The 16893-nt window shown below is 67.2% G+C and carries 12 protein-coding genes, 1 tRNA gene, 1 other RNA gene and 6 pseudogenes; 13 read left to right on the forward strand and 7 right to left on the reverse strand.

What is annotated here, in order from left to right; translation table 11 throughout:
* Positions 1-60 precede the first annotated feature (60 nt).
* A pseudogene (locus tag ACPEE0_RS08085) lies at positions 61-985 on the forward strand (Nif3-like dinuclear metal center hexameric protein).
* An 86-nt stretch (positions 986-1071) separates the two neighbouring features.
* Positions 1072-1809, forward strand: a complete 738-nt coding sequence (locus ACPEE0_RS08090) for a zinc ribbon domain-containing protein (RefSeq protein WP_407709579.1) — start codon at positions 1072-1074, stop codon at positions 1807-1809.
* 12 nt (positions 1810-1821) lie between these two features.
* Here ACPEE0_RS08090 and ACPEE0_RS08095 read toward each other — a convergent pair.
* Positions 1822-2585, reverse strand: a pseudogene (locus ACPEE0_RS08095) (YaaA family protein).
* Between the two features lie 56 nt (positions 2586-2641).
* Here ACPEE0_RS08095 and rnpB point away from each other — a divergent pair.
* The 5 genes from rnpB to ACPEE0_RS08120 all read left to right on the forward strand — a co-directional run bounded on the left by rnpB (position 2642) and on the right by ACPEE0_RS08120 (position 6532).
* Positions 2642-3031: RNase P RNA component class A (gene rnpB, locus ACPEE0_RS08100), an RNA gene on the forward strand.
* A 183-nt stretch (positions 3032-3214) separates the two neighbouring features.
* On the forward strand, positions 3215-3616 hold the full coding sequence (locus tag ACPEE0_RS08105) for a TspO/MBR family protein (protein WP_424575256.1): 402 nt from the start codon (positions 3215-3217) through the stop codon (positions 3614-3616).
* A 246-nt stretch (positions 3617-3862) separates the two neighbouring features.
* Positions 3863-5341, forward strand: a complete 1479-nt coding sequence (locus ACPEE0_RS08110; protein WP_083874976.1) for a glyceraldehyde-3-phosphate dehydrogenase — start codon at positions 3863-3865, stop codon at positions 5339-5341.
* A 71-nt stretch (positions 5342-5412) separates the two neighbouring features.
* Complete coding sequence (locus tag ACPEE0_RS08115) at positions 5413-5622, forward strand: hypothetical protein (RefSeq protein WP_009372903.1); 210 nt, start codon at positions 5413-5415, stop codon at positions 5620-5622.
* Between the two features lie 112 nt (positions 5623-5734).
* The gene (locus tag ACPEE0_RS08120; protein ID WP_424574311.1) at positions 5735-6532 is read left to right on the forward strand and encodes an HNH endonuclease family protein; all 798 of its coding nucleotides are present in this window, start codon (positions 5735-5737) and stop codon (positions 6530-6532) included.
* 31 nt (positions 6533-6563) lie between these two features.
* Here ACPEE0_RS08120 and def read toward each other — a convergent pair whose 3' ends face one another.
* From def to orn, 3 genes and pseudogenes are all read right to left on the reverse strand, one after another.
* Positions 6564-7136: a peptide deformylase gene (gene def, locus ACPEE0_RS08125; RefSeq protein ID WP_407709576.1), complete on the reverse strand. Its 573-nt coding sequence runs from the start codon at positions 7134-7136 to the stop codon at positions 6564-6566.
* Positions 7137-7258: 122 nt separating this feature from the next.
* Positions 7259-7331: transfer RNA gene (locus ACPEE0_RS08130), tRNA-His, on the reverse strand.
* Positions 7332-7459: 128 nt separating this feature from the next.
* Positions 7460-8045: pseudogene (gene orn, locus ACPEE0_RS08135) on the reverse strand (oligoribonuclease).
* 199 nt (positions 8046-8244) lie between these two features.
* Between orn and mptB the strand changes: the two are divergent.
* The gene (mptB, locus tag ACPEE0_RS08140) at positions 8245-9210 is read left to right on the forward strand and encodes a polyprenol phosphomannose-dependent alpha 1,6 mannosyltransferase MptB (protein WP_424574312.1); all 966 of its coding nucleotides are present in this window, start codon (positions 8245-8247) and stop codon (positions 9208-9210) included.
* A 5-nt stretch (positions 9211-9215) separates the two neighbouring features.
* Positions 9216-9800, forward strand: a complete 585-nt coding sequence (locus ACPEE0_RS08145) for a hypothetical protein (protein WP_424574313.1) — start codon at positions 9216-9218, stop codon at positions 9798-9800.
* Here the strand turns inward: ACPEE0_RS08145 and ACPEE0_RS08150 are convergent.
* On the reverse strand, positions 9797-10507 hold the full coding sequence (locus ACPEE0_RS08150) for a DNA alkylation repair protein (protein ID WP_407709573.1): 711 nt from the start codon (positions 10505-10507) through the stop codon (positions 9797-9799). The two genes, ACPEE0_RS08145 and ACPEE0_RS08150, sit on opposite strands and share 4 nt — an antisense overlap.
* A gap of 81 nt (positions 10508-10588) precedes the next feature.
* On the opposite strand from ACPEE0_RS08150, the pseudogene ACPEE0_RS08155 reads away from it, so the two are divergent.
* Positions 10589-11490: pseudogene (locus ACPEE0_RS08155) on the forward strand (aldose 1-epimerase family protein).
* Positions 11491-11517: 27 nt separating this feature from the next.
* On the opposite strand, the gene ACPEE0_RS08160 reads toward ACPEE0_RS08155, so the two are convergent.
* Entirely contained in the window at positions 11518-12300 is a 783-nt protein-coding gene (locus ACPEE0_RS08160) for an alpha/beta hydrolase (protein ID WP_424574314.1), read from the reverse strand.
* On the reverse strand, positions 12297-13370 hold the full coding sequence (locus ACPEE0_RS08165; RefSeq protein ID WP_424574315.1) for a LacI family DNA-binding transcriptional regulator: 1074 nt from the start codon (positions 13368-13370) through the stop codon (positions 12297-12299). Before ACPEE0_RS08165 ends, ACPEE0_RS08160 begins: the two co-directional genes overlap by 4 nt.
* 171 nt (positions 13371-13541) lie before the next feature.
* On the opposite strand from ACPEE0_RS08165, the gene ACPEE0_RS08170 reads away from it, so the two are divergent.
* The 3 genes and pseudogenes from ACPEE0_RS08170 to ACPEE0_RS08180 all read left to right on the forward strand — a co-directional run bounded on the left by ACPEE0_RS08170 (position 13542) and on the right by ACPEE0_RS08180 (position 16759).
* The gene (locus ACPEE0_RS08170) at positions 13542-14711 is read left to right on the forward strand and encodes a Gfo/Idh/MocA family protein (protein ID WP_424574316.1); all 1170 of its coding nucleotides are present in this window, start codon (positions 13542-13544) and stop codon (positions 14709-14711) included.
* A pseudogene (locus ACPEE0_RS08175) lies at positions 14711-15924 on the forward strand (dihydrodipicolinate synthase family protein). Before ACPEE0_RS08170 ends, ACPEE0_RS08175 begins: the two are co-directional and overlap by 1 nt.
* A pseudogene (locus ACPEE0_RS08180) lies at positions 15921-16759 on the forward strand (sugar phosphate isomerase/epimerase family protein). Before ACPEE0_RS08175 ends, ACPEE0_RS08180 begins: the two co-directional pseudogenes overlap by 4 nt.
* Positions 16760-16893: the final 134 nt, after the last annotated feature.

A 16893-nucleotide genomic window follows, 5' to 3' on the forward strand; every position in this document is an offset into this window, starting at 1 on the left:
CGGCTGCGGTACCCGTCACGGTACGGGGCCGACCACGGCGGATGGGGTAAAACTAAGACTATGGAACCTGTGGACACCGACGTTACCGGCCCCGAAGACCACAACGACGGCGACGCCCCCTCGGACCCGGCGGCGGCCGGTACGGCGGAGGCTCCAAGCCTGGGCGACCTGCTGCTGGCGGTGGAGGAACTCTGGCCCGAATCCCTGGCCGAGGACTGGGACGAGGTGGGACTCGTTGCGGGCCACCCGTCCACTCCCGTCACCAAGGTGATGTTCGCGGTGGACCCTACGCTGGAGGTCATCGAGGAAGCCGTGGAGTGGGGCGCCGAACTCCTCATCACCCACCATCCGCTCCTCCTCAAGGGGGTCACCTCGGTTGCCGCCACCACGGCGAAGGGAAGGGCAGTCCACCGGCTCATCGAGTCGGGTACGGCACTCCTGACGGTGCACACCAACGGTGACTCCGCCGTCGGAGGCGTTTCTGACGTGCTGGCAGACGCCCTGGGACTCCGGGACGTGGCACCCCTGACCGTTGCCGCCAACGGGCTGCCGGAAGAGGGCATCGGCCGGGTCGGCGACCTGGCGGATGCCATGACCCTGGGTGAGTTCGCCGCCCGCGTCTTCGGGATCCTGCCGTCCGTGGCCGGCGGCGTCCGGGTGTCCGGCGACAAGGACGGCCTGGTGCGGCGCATCGCCGTCTGCGGCGGCGCGGGCGACTCGCTGCTCAACGAGGTCCGGGCCAGCAACGCGGATGTCTACGTCACGGCCGACCTCCGGCACCACCCCGCATCCGAAGCCCGGGAGTCGGCGCTGAACGGCCGGCCGTACCTCGTGGACGTCTCGCACTTCGCCAGCGAATGGCTCTGGCTGCCGGCTGCGGCAGCCGCCCTGGGCAACGTCCTCGCGGACCAGGGGCACGACGTCGAAATCCAGGGTCAGCACCACCAACAGCGATCCGTGGGACTTCATACTCACTCCGGGCTAAGCCGGGGGAGCAGGCCACGCGCTAGAGTCAAGGAAGCGCCTGCAGGGTGCCCGGCTCCGGCCGGAAGGGATCAAGCGGAGGTAATAGTGGCGAAGGCAGCACCGGCGGAACAGTTGAAGTTGCTCGAACTGCAGGGGCTGGACGCCAGGCTTAAGTCGCTCGCCACCCGCCGCCGGGCGCTGGAGAACGATCCGCGGATCAAGGACCTCGAAGCCGCCCTCTCGGTTGCCAACGGCGAACTTGGCGCAGCCAAGGTGGCCGTCCACGACGCAGAATCCGAGTTGAAGCGTGCCGAGGCGGACGTGGAACAGGTGGCCACCCGCATCGAACGGGACGAGGCACGGCTCAACAGCGGCACCGGCCTGTCCAAGGACCTGGTGGCCCTCCAAAAGGACATTGCGTCGCTGAACAAGCGCCGCTCCGACCTGGAGGACGTGGAGCTGGAAATCCTGGAAAGGCTGGACGCCCTCAGGGCCCGCCAGGCAGCCCAGCAGGTCATCGTGGACGATATCCAAGGTTCTTTCGGCGGTATCCGCGCCGAGCTGGATGAGGCCATCGCCGGGGTCGACGCGGAAGCCGCCGGGGTCCGGGCCAGGCGGGATGAATTCGCGCAGGGACTCGACGCCCCACTGCTTGCCGTCTACGAGAAGACGCTCGCGAAGCGGGGCGTCGGCGCTGCCCGGCTGTTCCACGGAACGTCGGAGGCTTCCGGCATGAAGCTCAGCCCCGGCGACCTCGCCGAGATCAAGGCAGCCTCCGCGGACGACATCGTCTTCTGCCCCGACTCCGGCGCCATCCTGGTGCGTTCGGAGGAGTGGGCCTGACCTGCCGGGCTTTCAGTCCTGCAGGATGATGTTCAGGGCGTGCGGCTTCCGCGCCGATCCCGCAACCAGCTCCGCATCCCATTTCTCCCGTGCCGCGCCCAGAAGCTGTTCGGGGCTGGCAGGAGCCTTCCCGCGACGGACCAGCAGGTGGCGTGCGAGCTCACCACGGGTGTGCTTGGCGAAGTGGCTGACCACCTTGCGCACGCCGCCGGTCTCCGTGAAGACATTGACCGCGACCGTCCGGGCAGGGGCGGGGTCCACGCGGCTGCGTAGGTGCTGGACCTGCAGTCCACCAGCAGGTGGCCCTCCACCGCCCCGCCGAGTGCGTCCGCCAGGAGCGGCTTCCAGAACGGGGCGAGCCGGCCGACGTCGGGCAGTGCAGTCCCCATTGAGAGCCGGTAGGCAGGGACGCTGTCGCCGAAACGCAACGCTCCCCACAGCGCCGAAATGACCAGCACCGATTCGTCTGCCTTGCGGCGCTGGGCCGGGGTGAGGCTCCGGTAGCCGAGGGCGTCGTACAGGACGCCGGAATAGATCGTGTGTGCCGGTGCCGCCGGCTCCGCGTGGAGCCGGGTGTTGCGGCGGACGTCGTCGCTCAGCGATGCTCCCACCCCCAGGAGCGCAAGGGCGTCCTCGTGCGCGCTGACGGTCCCCAGCGCCTCGAGGACTTTGGCGCGGTAGGGGTTGAGGGCGGGGAAGCCCAGGGACTGCCAGTCGACGGCGGCACCGCGGACTGCCGGCGTCTTGCCTTCGGAGGGGGGAAGCAGAATAAGCACCGTCCGATCCTACCGGCGGCGGAAAGGACGCCCCGCGCCGGTAGACTGGTTGAGGATGGGACAGCCAGACGGCCGCGCGCCACGCAAGTGGCTCGAGGAACGTCCGGGCTCCACAGGGCAGGGTGGTGGGTAACGCCCACTCGGGGTAACCCGCAGGCAAGTGCCACAGAGAACAGACCGCCCGCATCCTTTGTCCGTGGACGGGGGAGCGCGGGTAAGGGTGAAACGGTGGTGTAAGAGACCACCAGCTTCCCGGGTGACCGGGAAGGCTAGGTAAACCCCACCCGGAGCAAGGCCAGACAGGACACGTTTGAGGGCTGCCCGCCCGAGTGTCCGGGTAGGCCGCTGGAGGGTACCGGCAACGGTACTCGTAGATGGATGGCCGTCGCTCCACTTCCGGCAACGGAAGCGGGGAACAGAACCCGGCGTATCGGCTGTCCCGTCCATCAACCGGTTTGACCTTGGAAGTTTTGTTGGTGATCCTGAACCGTGCCCGCAAATACTGATCGCCACCCGGACAGCCAACCGGCCCGGGTGCCACTCCCGGCCGCGCCAGGCAGGCGCTTGCCCTGCTGGGCTTCCTGGCCCTTTCCCTGGCCGCGTGGGCGCTGGCCTCGGTTCCCATCATCCTGCATTCGCCCGGCTGGTTCGCGGAGTCAGTCGAGGCGCCCTGGATGCCACCGGGATGGATGTTCCGGTCCATGTGGATCGCGCTCTACATCGGCGTCGCCGTTGCCGCCTGGCTGGTCTGGCGGAAAGGTGCCCTGACCAGGGGGACGCTGGCCTGCTATATCGTCCAGCTGGTGCTTAATGCAGGGTGGCCGCTGACGTTCTTCGGACTGTATCCCGTCCTGGGGACCGCTGCCCTGTGGGTCGCGTTCGCCGTCATCGCCGGCCTGGCAGTGACCCTGGTCTTCCTGATCATGCGGTTCGGACCGGTCAACACAGGTGCCGGGTTACTGGTGCTGCCCTACTTCTCCTGGGTGGTCTTTTCCGCCAGCCTCAACCTCTATTCGGCCCTGCACAATTAGCTTGCCCGGCCGTGTGAGTGATTTCACGCGCCTGCAGCCTGTTGCGGGGCGCGGGCCAATTTAGAATGGATAGCGGACGTAGGGGTTCTTCCGCCGGGAGTTGCGTTCGCAGCCGGCGGTTTTTCTTTGCACACGATCCATGCGCCTGGGGGCCGAACCCTGCAGGCGTGGGTGCCCCTGGACATCATCCGGTGGCCGACATCCGCGTACGAGGACGTATGCGGCTGAACCGAGGAAGGTATTTCTGTGAGCCAGACGTCAGATTCTTGTCTTGATACATGGATGGGCCGGGAGGCCCTCGCCGAGGCCATGATTCCGGTGATCGGCCGGCTTTACCGCGAAAACAACGTGGTGACCAGCATCCATGGCCGGAGCCTGATCAACAAGTCCACCATGAACATCCTCAAGGCGCACCGCTTCGCGCGCCGGATGAGCAAGGACGAATTGCTCCTTGAAGAGACTGCCCCGCTGCTGAACACCCTGGCCGGGCTTGAGCTGGGCGCGGCTGCGATCGACATTGCCCGCCTGAACCAGAAGTTCAAGGAAGAGGGCGACGGCGCCACCCTGGAGGAGTTCCTCCGTGCCGAGCTCGCCGAGATCGTGGGCAAGCGCGGCGCTGACGAGCGCACCAGCACTGACGTGGTGCTGTACGGCTTTGGCCGGATCGGCCGGCTCCTGGCCCGCCTCCTGATCGAAAAGGCCGGTGGCGGCCATGGCCTGCGCCTGCGCGCCATTGTGGTCCGCCGCGGTTCCGACAACGACCTGGCCAAGCGCGCCAGCCTGCTGCGCCGCGACTCCGTGCACGGCTCCTTCGAAGGCACCATCCGCATCGACGAGGAAGCCAACACGATCACGGCCAACGGCGTCCGGATCCAGGTCATCTACTCGAACGATCCGGCAACCATCGACTACACCGCCTACGGCATCAGCAACGCCCTGGTGGTGGACAACACCGGCCGCTGGCGCGACGCCGAAGGCCTGTCCCAGCACCTGCAGAGCAAGGGTGTTGCACGGGTTCTGCTGACCGCGCCGGGCAAGGGCGAGCTGAAGAACATCGTCCACGGCATCAACCACGGAACCATCGAGGACACGGACACCATCGTCTCCGCGGCGTCCTGCACCACCAACGCCATCACCCCGGTCCTGAAGGCCCTCAACGACAAGTTCGGCGTGGTCCACGGCCACGTGGAAACCGTGCACTCCTTCACCAACGACCAGAACCTCATCGACAACTTCCACAAGGGCGACCGGCGCGGCCGCTCCGCCGCGCTGAACATGGTGATCACCGAGACCGGTGCTGCCAAGGCCGTCGCCAAGGCACTGCCGGAACTGCTGGGCAAGCTCACCGGCAGCTCCATCCGCGTTCCCACCCCGGACGTCTCCCTGGCCATCCTGAACCTGACACTCGAGAACGGGACCACCAAGGACGAGGTGAACAACTACCTCCGCGAGATGTCGCTGCACTCGGACCTGCGCAAGCAGATCGACTACATCGATTCCCCCGAGGTGGTCTCCACCGACTTCGTCGGTTCCCGCCGCGCCGGCATCGTGGACGGCCTGGCGACCGTCTCCACCGACAAGAACCTCGTGGTCTACGTCTGGTACGACAACGAATTCGGCTACAGCTGCCAGGTGGTCCGCGTGATGGAAGAGATGGCCGGCGTCAACCCGCCGTCCTACCCCGCCAAGGAAAGCGCCAAGGCGCTGGCGGCCATCGCCGTCTAGCCATTCGCGGGTCACGCTAATTCCCGGCTGGTTCTCTGGAATCAGCCGGGAATCGGGACCACACTAATGGCATGGAAAAAGATTCGACGCTCCAGCACGACACCACCCTGGAACACGCACTCGACGTCGCCAAGGCAAACCACAAGGAAGCCGTCCGGCTCCTTGAGCGGGCACGTGCGGCACACCAGGCAGGCGACGTCGGCGAGGACAGGGTACGCCAGCTCGAGGGCCTCCTGGCCATTGCCGAAGAGGACCTGCGGCGGGTGATGCGGGAGCAGTAACCGCTCCACCCGATCCGTCACCTGCCCTCCACACTGTGGAAAACGGCGAGGTGGAGTTCTCGCTGCCCTAGGCTCGTGGGGTGCAGGACGTCAGCCGCCGGCAGGGAAAGCCGTGACCGTGAGCTGGTCCGCCTACCGGCGGGCCCGCCGCCGCTCGCGCCAAGCGTGGGTCATTCTGGCACTGGCCGCGGTTTCCATCGTTGGGGGCCTTGCCTGGTTCTTTAGCGCGGGCCAGTTCGCCCTCGCGGAACCGGCGCCGGCAGGTCCTTCCGAGGCCCCCGTCTTCGATCCCGCGTGGATGAAGCCGGTGGCAGCCGTCCACCCGGTCCCCGGCGGACGTGCGCTTGACGCTTTGGACACGCTGCCGGTCAAGGGCCGGGCAGCGAAGGGCGGCTACGACCGGGAAGCCTTCGGCCAGGCCTGGTCCGACGTGGACCGGAACGGCTGCGATACCCGCAACGACATCCTCCGCCGCGACCTGGCGGACGTTGTCTTCGCCGAAGGTTCCAGGTGCCGGGTCTCGGCCGGCCGCTTCCATGAGCCCTACACCGGCCAGCACGTCGGTTTCCGCCGCGGCCAGGACAGCAGCAGGGCTGTGCAGGTGGACCACGTTGTTGCCCTGGCGGACGCCTGGCAAAAGGGCGCCCAGCAGTTGACTCCCGGGCAGCGCCAGAGCCTCGCCAATGACCCCTTGAACCTCATCGCCGCGGACGGGCCGGCCAACCAGCAGAAAAGCGCTGGCGACGCCGCCACCTGGCTTCCTGCAAACAAGTCCATCAGGTGCCATTACGTGGCACGGCAGATTTCCGTGAAGGCCGCCTACGGCCTCTGGGTAACCGGCGCGGAGAAGGACGCGATGAAGCGCGTCCTCGGCTCCTGTCCGGACCAGCAGACGGTGCGGGCCCGCTGACAGCCGCTGCGTGCCTGGAGGCAGCGGCCGGCTAGTGTCCGAACGGGTCCGGATCCACTCCCGGCATCCAGGTCAGGCCGGGCACGCCCCAGCCGTTCTTCTTGGCCTGTTTCATCGCCTTGCGGGAGTAGCGGTCCATGAGACGGTTGACGTAGAGCTTTCCGTCCAGGTGGTCGTATTCGTGCTGGATGACCCTGGCGAACCAGCCGGTGGCCTCGAACTTCACCGGCTCCCCGAATCCGTCGAAGCCTTCAACCCGGGCCCATTCGGCACGCTTGAGCGGATACACCTCCCCGGGAAAGGACAGGCAGCCCTCTTCTTCCTCGTCCGGGTCCGGAGCGGCGCCGGAGATTTTGGACAGCGTCAGGACCGGGTTGACCAGGACACCGGTGGGTGGAGCGCCGTCGTCGTTTGCGTACTTGTAGACAAAGATCCGCTTACCGACGCCGATCTGGGGGGCCGCGAGGCCTACGCCGTTGGCTGCATCGTTGGTTTCAAACATGTCGGCGATTAAGGCGCGCAGGTCGTCGTCGAACACCTCAACCTCGGAGGCCCGGCGGTGCAGCACGGGTTCTCCCCAGATGGTGATTGGCAGAACGGTCATGTCAGTGGTCCTTCGGCTTGCGGCCCTGGCCGGGGCCTGGGGCGATGCTGCAACAACAAAGGAGGCCGTACCGGATATCCGGTACGGCCTCCTTCTTGGACGGCTACCTGCCGTCCTGTGAGGGTGAGCGACGGGGGTTGAACCCGCGACCTCCTGGACCACAACCAGGCGCTCTGCCAACTGAGCTACGCCCACCATGTTTCCCGCAGAAAGACCGGCTTCCCGGCCCCTGGAAAGGCAACTCAAATAGCTTACCTGCTCTTCAGGGGTGCTTTGTCCACTTTTGGCCTTTTCGGGAAAAATTCCTGCAAACGTGGCGCAGATTACGCTTCCGGGAGCCTGGCCGTTTCCGCTGCCGTGATGCGGCGGGCAATCTGCTGGGCCGTCACGCTGTCCGGACCCGGGGAGGGGACGAACACGGCCTCGCGGTAGTAACGGAGTTCGTCGATGGAATCCTTGATGTCCCCAGGGCCCGGTGGCCGCCCTTTTTGGCGGGGACTGGAAGTAGGCACGCGCGTACCAGCGGCGGGACAGTTCCTTGATGGTGCTGACGTCGATGACCCGGTAGTGCAGGTGTTCCACCACGGCTGGCATGTCCCGGGAAAGGAACACCCGGTCAGTCCCTACCGAGTTGCCGCCCAGCGGAGCCTTCCGCGGGTCCGGCACCCATTCCGCGATGTACTCCATCACTGCCGCCTCTGCCTCGGCCATGGTCTTTCCGAACGGAAGCTCCTTCAGCAGGCCGGACTTGGTATGCATATCCCGGACGAAATCGTTCATCTGGGCAAGAGCGGCATCGTCCGGCTTAATGACCACATCCACGCCGTCACCAAGGACGTTCAGTTCAGAATCGGTGACCAGGGCCGCCACCTCGATCAGGGCGTCGTTCTTGATGTCCAAACCGGTCATTTCGCAGTCGATCCAGACGATTCGTTCGTTAGAGATAGGCACCGGACCAGCCTACCGTTACACCTCCCGGCATCCGGCCGGTGCTAGGATTTCGGTACGCGGCGGGTCGCCCTGCTGTCGGACGAAAAGCGCCCCCGGACGGCTGTGCTGCCTGCCGGGCACAAGCCGCGCACACGCAAAAAGATTGGACGATCCTGAGATGACGGCGCCTTTGCCCGCGGCGGGGGAGTTGGCGGCCGCCGCCACCGCCGGAGCGGGCACCGCCGGAATGGACGATCCCCGCTTCCCGCTCCTGGCCGGCTTCATCGGTTCCATGTTCCTGCTGGTCGGCTCGCTGGGCGTGGGCTGGCTCGCCCCCGTCTCGGAGCTGCGCCGGATGCCCCTGTTCATCTGGATGCGCGCCGAGGCAGCCGGAGTGGCCCTCTCCATCGTGCTGCTGGCCGTGGGGGCCATGCTGCTGGTGCGGGCCTGGCTGCGGCTGGGGCAGATCGTCCACGTCTGGGGGGCCGAGGCGCGCAGCGCCACCCTGAAGGCTGTGGTGGCGTGGGGGCTGCCCATGATGTTCTGCGTGCCTCTGTTCAGCCGTGACGTCTATGCGTACATCGGCCAGGGCCGGCTCATGGTGGAAGGCTTCAACCCGTACGAGAACGGCATCTCGGCGCTGTCCAACTACTTCCAGCTGGGCGCGGACAAGATGTGGACGGAAGCACCCGTTCCCTACGGCCAGCTGTTCCTGTGGATTGAGCAGCTGGTGGTGTGGTCCACGAACGTCCAGCCGGAAGCCAGCGTGATGCTGTTCCGGCTGGTGGCGGTGGCCGGCGTCATCCTCTGCGTCATCTACGTGCCCAAACTTGCCGAACTGCACGGGATCAACCCGCACCGCGCCCTGTGGCTGACCGCCGCGAACCCGCTCTTCCTGACCAACTTCATCGCCAGCGTCCACAATGATGCGCTGATGATCGGCCTGGCTCTGGCCGGGCTGTACTACTCGGCCACCCGGCGGGCCATCCGGGGCATCGTGCTGGTTACCCTGTCCATCGCGGTCAAACCCATCACCATCGTGTTCCTCCCGTTCATCGGCCTGCTCTGGGCCGGCCGGGAGGCGGGCTGGGCGCGGAAGTTCGTGTTCTGGGCCCTGACCGGCGGGCTGGCCTGGCCCTGCTGACCCTCATGGCCCTGGTCAACGGCTTCGGTTTTGGCTGGATCAGCGGGCTCTCCGCCCCCGGCAGCATCTCCATCTGGTACGCGCCCGTCGGGCTCATCGGAATGGTGGTGGCCTCGCTGGCCAACTCCTTCGGCTTTGACGGATCCGTGCCGGCCGGCTGGGTTTTCAATGCCGGAAAGCTGCTGGCTGTGGCTGTCGTCTGCTGGCAGATTTTCCGGGGCGACTATGACCGTCTCATGCGGCGCCTTACGCTGGCGCTCGCTGCCGTGGTGCTGCTGGCCCCCATCATCCAGGCATGGTACGTGGTGTGGCTCATCCCGCTGTTTGCCGTCACCGGCATCCGCAATGACTGGCAGGTCAAGGCACTCTACTTTGTGGTGTCCTTCTTCATGATCTACGCCATCTCCGACCAGCTGGAGGTCTTCCCCTACCTGCAGACCGAGGACCTCGGTTTCGCGCTCGCCCTGGCCCGGGTTGCCGCGGCGGTGACCGGGCTGCTGTTCGGGCTTTACCTGATCTTCTGGGATCCGCAAACCAAGCGGCTGTTCCGCAAAGCCGGCGGGCCCGTCGTCGAGCGTCCCGTGATCTAGGCCGGACTTTCCTGCCCGATCCGCCGCAGGGCCTCCCTGCGGGACAACGGGCTCATCCGGGACGCGTGTGCGGCAACGAAGGCCGCCACCCATGCCGGCGCCGTCTTCGCGTACTCCCGCAGCGCCCAGCCGATCGCCTTGCGGATGAAGAACTCGGGGTCGGCCAGGTTCGCTTCGATAACCTCCGCGAGCAGTGCGGCGTCGGTGGCGTCCTTGGCCTTGAGCTGGGCAGTGATGGAAGCCCGCCTGATCCAAAAATCGGGGTCCCTGCTCCAGCTGCGGAGCACTGCCGACATCTCCGGCCGGTGTGCCTGCAGCAGCCCGCAGAGCCGTCCGGACACCCCATCCGTGAAATCCCACCACGCCCCGCTCCGGATGATCTCCTCATATACCGGGAGCATCTGCAGGTCCCCGGCCACCAGCCGGCCTCCGGTCAGGTCGATGGCTGCGTACCGCTCCTCCCGGACGCCCGCGGTGCGCCACAACTCCAGTACGGTGGCGCGGAGTTGCCCGGGTGCGGTAAAGGGTGCGGCCGCAACAGCTGACGCCACCACCTTGCGGACCTCCGGCACCCGCACCCCCAGCGCCGGCTCGCTGGACTTCATGTAGGCCTGCATGCCGGCTGCCCGGACGGGATCTGCCCGCTCCCGAAGGGCGTTGTGGATCAGGCGGAGGACAGCCTCGTTTTTCCTTTCCCCGGTGCCCATGTCCGCCACTCTAACGTGCAGGTCACCCGAAGGGTTGCGATAAGCTGGTGAGCGCTAACATCCTATTTTCCGGAGCTCACTTTGGCCGCTACTGAATTCACCATCGCCTCGGGCCCCTACACGGCCCTGATCACCGCACGCGGGGGAGCGCTCCGCAGCTTACGGCACCTCGGGCGGGACCTTGTGGTCGGCTTCGCCGCTGACGGCCCCATTCCCGACTACCGCGGCGTCATCTGTGCACCGTGGCCCAACCGCCTCGAGGATGGAAAGTACACCTACGCCGGACAGGATTACGAGGCGCCAGTGAATGAGCCGGAGAGGGGGTCGGCGCTCCACGGCCTGGCCACGGACCAGGTATGGAAAGTCCTGGCCGCCGGCGGAAGTGAAGTGACCCTGGGTTTCCGCGTGGAACCAGGACCGGCATTCCCTTCTCAACTGGACCTGACGGCAACCTATGCCCTCTCGGCGGCCGGCCTGCACAGCACCGTGAAGGCCGTTAATACGGGCAAGGCCGCCGCGCCCTACGGTGTGTGCCCCCACCCCTACCTGGTGGCCGGGCCTGCGCCGCTAGACGACTGGTCACTCGAAATTCCTGCCGGCGAGTTCCTCGAGGTGACGCCGGACCGGTTGCTGCCCGTGGGGATGCGGAGCGTTGAACGGCATGCGTTCGACTTCCGCACGCCGCGCCGCGTCGGGCCACTGAAGATAGACCATGCCTTCACCGGCATCACCCGGGACAAGGATGGGCAGGCATGTGTACGGGTGACGGACCCGGCGGGAACGGGAGTGGAACTTGCCTGGGGCCCGAGTGGCCGTGGGTCCAGGTCCACACCGCGGACAAGCCCGCGGGTCCGGACCGGCTGGGCCTTGCCGTGGAGCCGATGACCTGCCCGCCGGATGCCTTCAACTCGGGCCGGGATGTGGTGCACCTGCAGCCGGGCGGTTCCCACTCGGCGTCGTGGACCATCCGTGCCACCGGTTGACGGCGGCAGGCCGGCGGGCGTAACCCGCTAGTTTTTGGCGGCGGCTGCTGCCAGTGGCGCCGCTGCGGCCGGCCCCGCCCAGCCTGCCCGTGCCAGCCAGTCCGCGCAGAGGGAGGGCCACTGGGCCGTCCCCGGTTCTTCGCCCGCCAGGCCCAGCCCGTGGCGGCCCTGCGGAAAGACGTGCAGTTCCGCCGGGACGCCGGCTGCCATCAGCGCGCCCGCATAGCGCAGGCTGTGGTTGACCGGCACCGCCGCGTCATCGGCGGTGTGCCAGAGGAACGCCGGCGGCGTCACGCTGCTGACGTGCAGGTCGGCGGACAGTGCTGCGAGGAGGTCCGACGGCGGCGCGCCGCCCAGGAGGTTGTCCACCGAACCCTGGTGCACTTCGTGCGTCAGGGACACGACGGGGTAGCAAAGGACGCTCAGGTCCGGGACGGCCGCGGGGACGTCCAGCCGCCGGCTGCCGGTGGCAGCCCCCGTGGAAAGGGTTGCAGCCAGGTGCCCGCCGGCGGAAAACCCGAGCACGCCCACCCGCTCCGGGTCCACGGCCAGGCCGTGAACACCGCTGCGGATGTACAGCATGGCCTCCTTGGCGTCTTCAAGGGGTGCCGGATGCCGGTCCGGGGCCACCCGGTAGCGCAGCACGAAGGCGTGGACGCCCAGCGAAGCCAGCCACTCCGCCACGGGCTCCGCCTCATGGTCCGCCTGCCTGGCGTACCCGCCGCCCGGAAGCACCAGGAACGCCGGCCTGGCGCCGCCCCCGCTTCCGGCGGCGGCCGGGACTTCCCTCAGGTCAATCGCCACGCTCATGCCGCCTCCGTGCTGCGGCGCAGCGTGACCTCGCCGGTGATGGGCTGCGCGGCGCTGTCGTCGTCGCCCGCCAGGGGCGCCGTGGCCCGGGTGGCGAGCCGGCCGATCTCCTCCAGCGGCAGGCTCACGGTGGATAGTGCGGGACGGAAATCCCGCAGGGTCTCGATATCGTCAAAACCGGCAATGGCTGCGTCCCGCGGTATGCGCAGTCCTTCCGCCCGCAGTGCCGCTGCCGCTCCAATGGCCATGACGTCGTTCACGGCGAAGATGCACATCTTCGGGCCGGCCGGTTCCCCGGTTCCGGTGCTGCCGCCCTTGATCCGCGCTGCCAGCTTCAGGCCCGCCTCGTAGCCGCCGGCCCGGTTGAAGGAACTGCGCAGGATTTCCGCCGGCGCCCGCCCTGCCTTCGCCAGGCCCTCCTGGAAGCCGTGGATCCGGTCGTCAGAGGTCAGCAGCCCCTCCGGTCCGCCGATGATGACAAAGTCCCCGCCCCAGTGCGCGGCCAGTTTGGTGGCCAGCGCGCCGGCAAGTTCCTGGTTGGGTACGGCCACCACGTGGTATCCGTCCTGCGCCGAGGCGCCCACCACCGGATGCCCGACGACGGCCACGCGCCCGCCGTTGCGGCAGTACCTGTCCAGCTCCGCCGCCAGTTCCGCGTTGTCCTCCCGGTCCTCGGTCCGGGACGACCGCGAACCGGCGATCACGATGGAGTCGGCGCGCCGGGCGGCAAAGGCGGCCACGGCTTCCTTCTCCTCGGCGGGTGCGCCGCCGGTGGTGGCCAGCAGGACCATCTTGCGCTGCTCCCGGGCAGCCTCCTGCACCCCGCGGGCGATGGCGGCGAAGTAGGGGTCGGCAATGTCATGGACGATGAGGCCGATAAGGCCGGAGCTGGATTTGGCCAGGCCCTGGGCCTGGGCGTTGGGGATGTAGCCGAGCGAATCGGCCGCCTGGCGGACCCGGTCCGCGATGTCCTTGCCGGGCTTGCGTGCCGAGCCGTTGAGGACGCGCGATGCGGTAGCGGGGGATACCCCGGCGAGCCGGGCCACCTCGGTGAGGGTACTTGCAGCCACAGCATCTCCTGGGTGTCGTGGACCAAATTAAGCGGTTATCACATTATGGCGCAGAAACTTGTTGGCGGAAAGCGCTTGCCAACCAATGGTGCGGCGTGCATCATTGAAGAAGTGGGAATGCGCTTTCCCAATACGACTTGAGTAAAACTGCTCACTCACCGTGGAGGACACATGGGCTTCGAAACGAAAACGATCCGCATCGCCATGAACGGCATCACCGGCCGGATGGGCTACCGCCAGCATTTGCTGCGGTCCATCCTTCCGATCCGTGATGCCGGCGGCTTCACCCTTGAGGACGGCACCCGCATCCAGGTTGAGCCCATCCTGGTGGGCCGTAACGAAGCCAAGATCCGGGAACTGGCCGAAAAGCACAAGGTTGCCGAGTGGAGCACCGACCTCGACGCCGTCATCAACGATCCCACCGTGGATGTTGTCTTCGACGCGTCCATGACCAGCCTTCGCGCCGCAACCCTGAAGAAGGCGATGCAGGCGGGCAAGCACATCTTCACCGAAAAGCCCACCGCGGAAACCCTCGAGGAAGCCATTGAACTGGCCCGCATCGGCAAGGAAGCAGGCGTCACCGCAGGCGTCGTCCACGACAAGCTGTACCTGCCCGGCCTCGTCAAGCTCCGCCGCCTGGTGGACGAAGGCTTCTTCGGCCGAATCCTCTCCATCCGGGGCGAATTCGGCTACTGGGTCTTCGAAGGGGACATCCAGGCCGCGCAGCGCCCGTCCTGGAACTACCGCAAGGAAGACGGCGGCGGAATGACCACGGACATGTTCTGCCACTGGAACTACGTCCTGGAAGGCATCATCGGCAAGGTCAAGAGCGTCAACGCCAAGACCGCCACCCACATCCCCGCCCGCTGGGACGAGGCCGGCAAGGAATACAAGGCCACCGCGGACGACGCCTCCTACGGCATCTTCGAGCTGGAAACCCCGGGCGGCGACGAGGTCATCGGCCAGATCAACTCCTCCTGGGCCGTCCGGGTCTACCGTGACGAACTGGTGGAGTTCCAGGTGGACGGCACGCATGGCTCCGCCGTCGCCGGCCTGAACAAGTGCGTCGCCCAGCAGCGCGCCCACACCCCCAAGCCCGTCTGGAACCCGGACCTGCCCGTCACCGAATCCTTCCGTGACCAGTGGCAGGAAGTCCCGGCCAACGCCGAACTGGACAACGGCTTCAAGCTGCAGTGGGAAGAATTCCTGCGCGACGTCGTCGCCGGCCGCGAACACCGCTTCGGCCTGCTCTCCGCCGCCCGCGGTGTCCAGCTCGCCGAGCTCGGCCTGCAGTCCAACGACGAACGCCGCACCATCGACATCCCGGAGATCACCCTTTAATGACCTCGCTCATCCTTCCCTCCTCCGACGGCGGCACCCGCGAGTACCGCCTCCAGGGTGCCACCACGTGGGCCCGCCCCACCGCCCCGCTGACGGCCCGGCGCGCCTATGCCGCCGCGCACGTCATTCCCGAAGTCCTCGCCGACAACACCCCCGGCACCCGGCCCGGCTCGACTGGGACGCCACCATGTCCTACCGGCACGAGCTGTGGTCCTACGGCCTGGGCGTTGCCGATGCCATGGACACCGCCCAGCGCGGCATGGGCCTGGACTGGGCAGCCACCCAGCAGCTCATCAAGCGCACCGGCGTGGAAGCTGCTTCGGTGGTCTCGGCCGGCCACGCAGCAACCGCCGGCAAGTCCGTGCGCGACCTCGTGGCGTGCGGTGCGGGCACCGACCAGCTGGACATCGACTCCCTTCCCGTCGGTGAAGCCGGCCTCAAGGCAGTCCTTGAGGCCTACCGCGAGCAGATCGCCGTCATCAGCGAGGCCGGGCCCAAGGTCATCCTCATGGCATCCCGCGCCCTGGCCAAGGTGGCCAGCGGCCCCGAGGACTATGTGAACGTGTACTCCACCCTGCTGCAGGAAGTGGACCAGCCCGTCATCCTGCACTGGCTGGGGACCATGTTCGATCCCGCGCTCGCCGGCTACTGGGGCTCTGACGATGTACCCGCCGCAACCGAGACGTTCCTGAACCTCATCAAGGACAACGCGGACAAGGTTGACGGTGTGAAGGTCTCGCTGCTGGACGCCAGCCACGAGGTGGCCCTGCGTGCGGCCCTGCCCGACGGCGTCCGCCTCTACACCGGCGACGACTTCAACTACCCGGAACTCATCGACGGCGACGGCAGCCACCACTCGGACGCGCTGCTGGGCATCTTCGCGGCGATCTATCCGGCCGCCTCGGTGGCCCTGCAGAACTACGACGCCGGAAACGCCGCCAAGGCGCGGGAAATCCTTGACTCCACCCGCGAGCTGGGCAAGCACATTTTCAGCGCCCCCACGTTCTACTACAAAACCGGCATAGCCTTCATGTCCTGGCTCAACGGCAAGCAGCCCGGCTTCCAGATGGTGGGCGGCCTGCACTCCGGACGGTCCGTCTGCCACCTGGCCAAAACCTTCGAGCTGGCCGACCAGGCCGGTCTGCTGAAGGACCCCGCCCTGGCCGCCTTCCGGATGTCCGATTACCTGCGGATCAACGGAGTGGGAGTATGAGCGACTTTTCGCGCCTGTCCATCAACAGCGCCACCACCAAGAAATGGACCCTGGCGCAGGTCGTTGAGGGCTGCGTCAACGCCGGCATCCCCGCCATCGGCCCTGGCGGGACCGCGTGGAGGAGGCCGGGCTGGACAAGGCCGCGCGCCTGATCAAGGACGCCGGGCTGCGGGTTTCCTCCCTCTGCCGGGGCGGCTTCCTCACGGCTGCCGACGCCGAAGGCCAGGCGGCCGCGCTCGCGGACAACCGGGCGGCCATCCTGGAAGCCGTTGCCCTGGACACCCGGGAGCTGTTCCTGGTGGTGGGCGGGCTGGCCCCGGGGGAGAAGGACGTGGTGGCCGCACGCCAGCGTGTGGCGGACCGCCTTGCCGACCTTGTCCCGTTCGCGGAGGAGAACGGTGTCCGCCTGGTGCTTGAGCCGCTGCACCCGATGTACGCCGCGGACCGTGCACTGATCTCCACCCTCGGCCAGGCCCTGGACCTCGCGGCCCCGTTCGACGCCTCTACGGTGGGCGTCGCCGTCGACACCTTCCATGTCTGGTGGGATCCGGAACTGAAGGCACAGATCGAACGCGCCGGCCGCGAAAACCGGATCGCCTCCTACCAGGTGTGCGACTTCAACATGCCCATCGCCGCCGATCCGCTGCTCTCCCGCGGATACATGGGCGACGGCGTGGTGGACTTCGCCACCATCGGCACCTGGGTGCGCGACGCCGGCTACACCGGCGACATCGAAGTGGAAATCTTCAACCAGGACATCTGGGACACGGACGGCAACACCGTCCTGTCCACGGTGAAGGAGCGCTACGCGGAGCTTGTCCTCCCGTTCGCCTGACATCGTCCGGATACCTGGCCAGACCGCGGGCTCCTGCTACGTCACGGCAGGAGCCTGCGCCCACAGAAAAGACCCGGACCGCGCACGCAGCGCGGTCCGGGTCTTCTGTGTGGTGGAGCTGTCTTCTGTGTGGT

Source organism: Arthrobacter sp. SD76, from assembly GCF_049726125.1.
In the GTDB taxonomy this organism is placed as follows: Bacteria; Actinomycetota; Actinomycetes; order Actinomycetales; family Micrococcaceae; genus Arthrobacter; species Arthrobacter nitrophenolicus.

Coding starts and splice junctions, on each gene's coding strand:
- def (WP_407709576.1), bottom strand. CDS start 7,136: ATGACCGTTCTGCCAATCACCATCTGGGGAGAACCCGTGCTGCACCGC.
- ACPEE0_RS08160 (WP_424574314.1), bottom strand. CDS start 12,300: ATGAGCGTGGCGATTGACCTGAGGGAAGTCCCGGCCGCCGCCGGAAGC.
- ACPEE0_RS08145 (WP_424574313.1), top strand. CDS start 9,216: ATGGCCCTGGTCAACGGCTTCGGTTTTGGCTGGATCAGCGGGCTCTCC.
- mptB (WP_424574312.1), top strand. CDS start 8,245: ATGACGGCGCCTTTGCCCGCGGCGGGGGAGTTGGCGGCCGCCGCCACC.
- ACPEE0_RS08170 (WP_424574316.1), top strand. CDS start 13,542: ATGGGCTTCGAAACGAAAACGATCCGCATCGCCATGAACGGCATCACC.
- ACPEE0_RS08150 (WP_407709573.1), bottom strand. CDS start 10,507: ATGGGCACCGGGGAAAGGAAAAACGAGGCTGTCCTCCGCCTGATCCAC.
- ACPEE0_RS08115 (WP_009372903.1), top strand. CDS start 5,413: ATGGAAAAAGATTCGACGCTCCAGCACGACACCACCCTGGAACACGCA.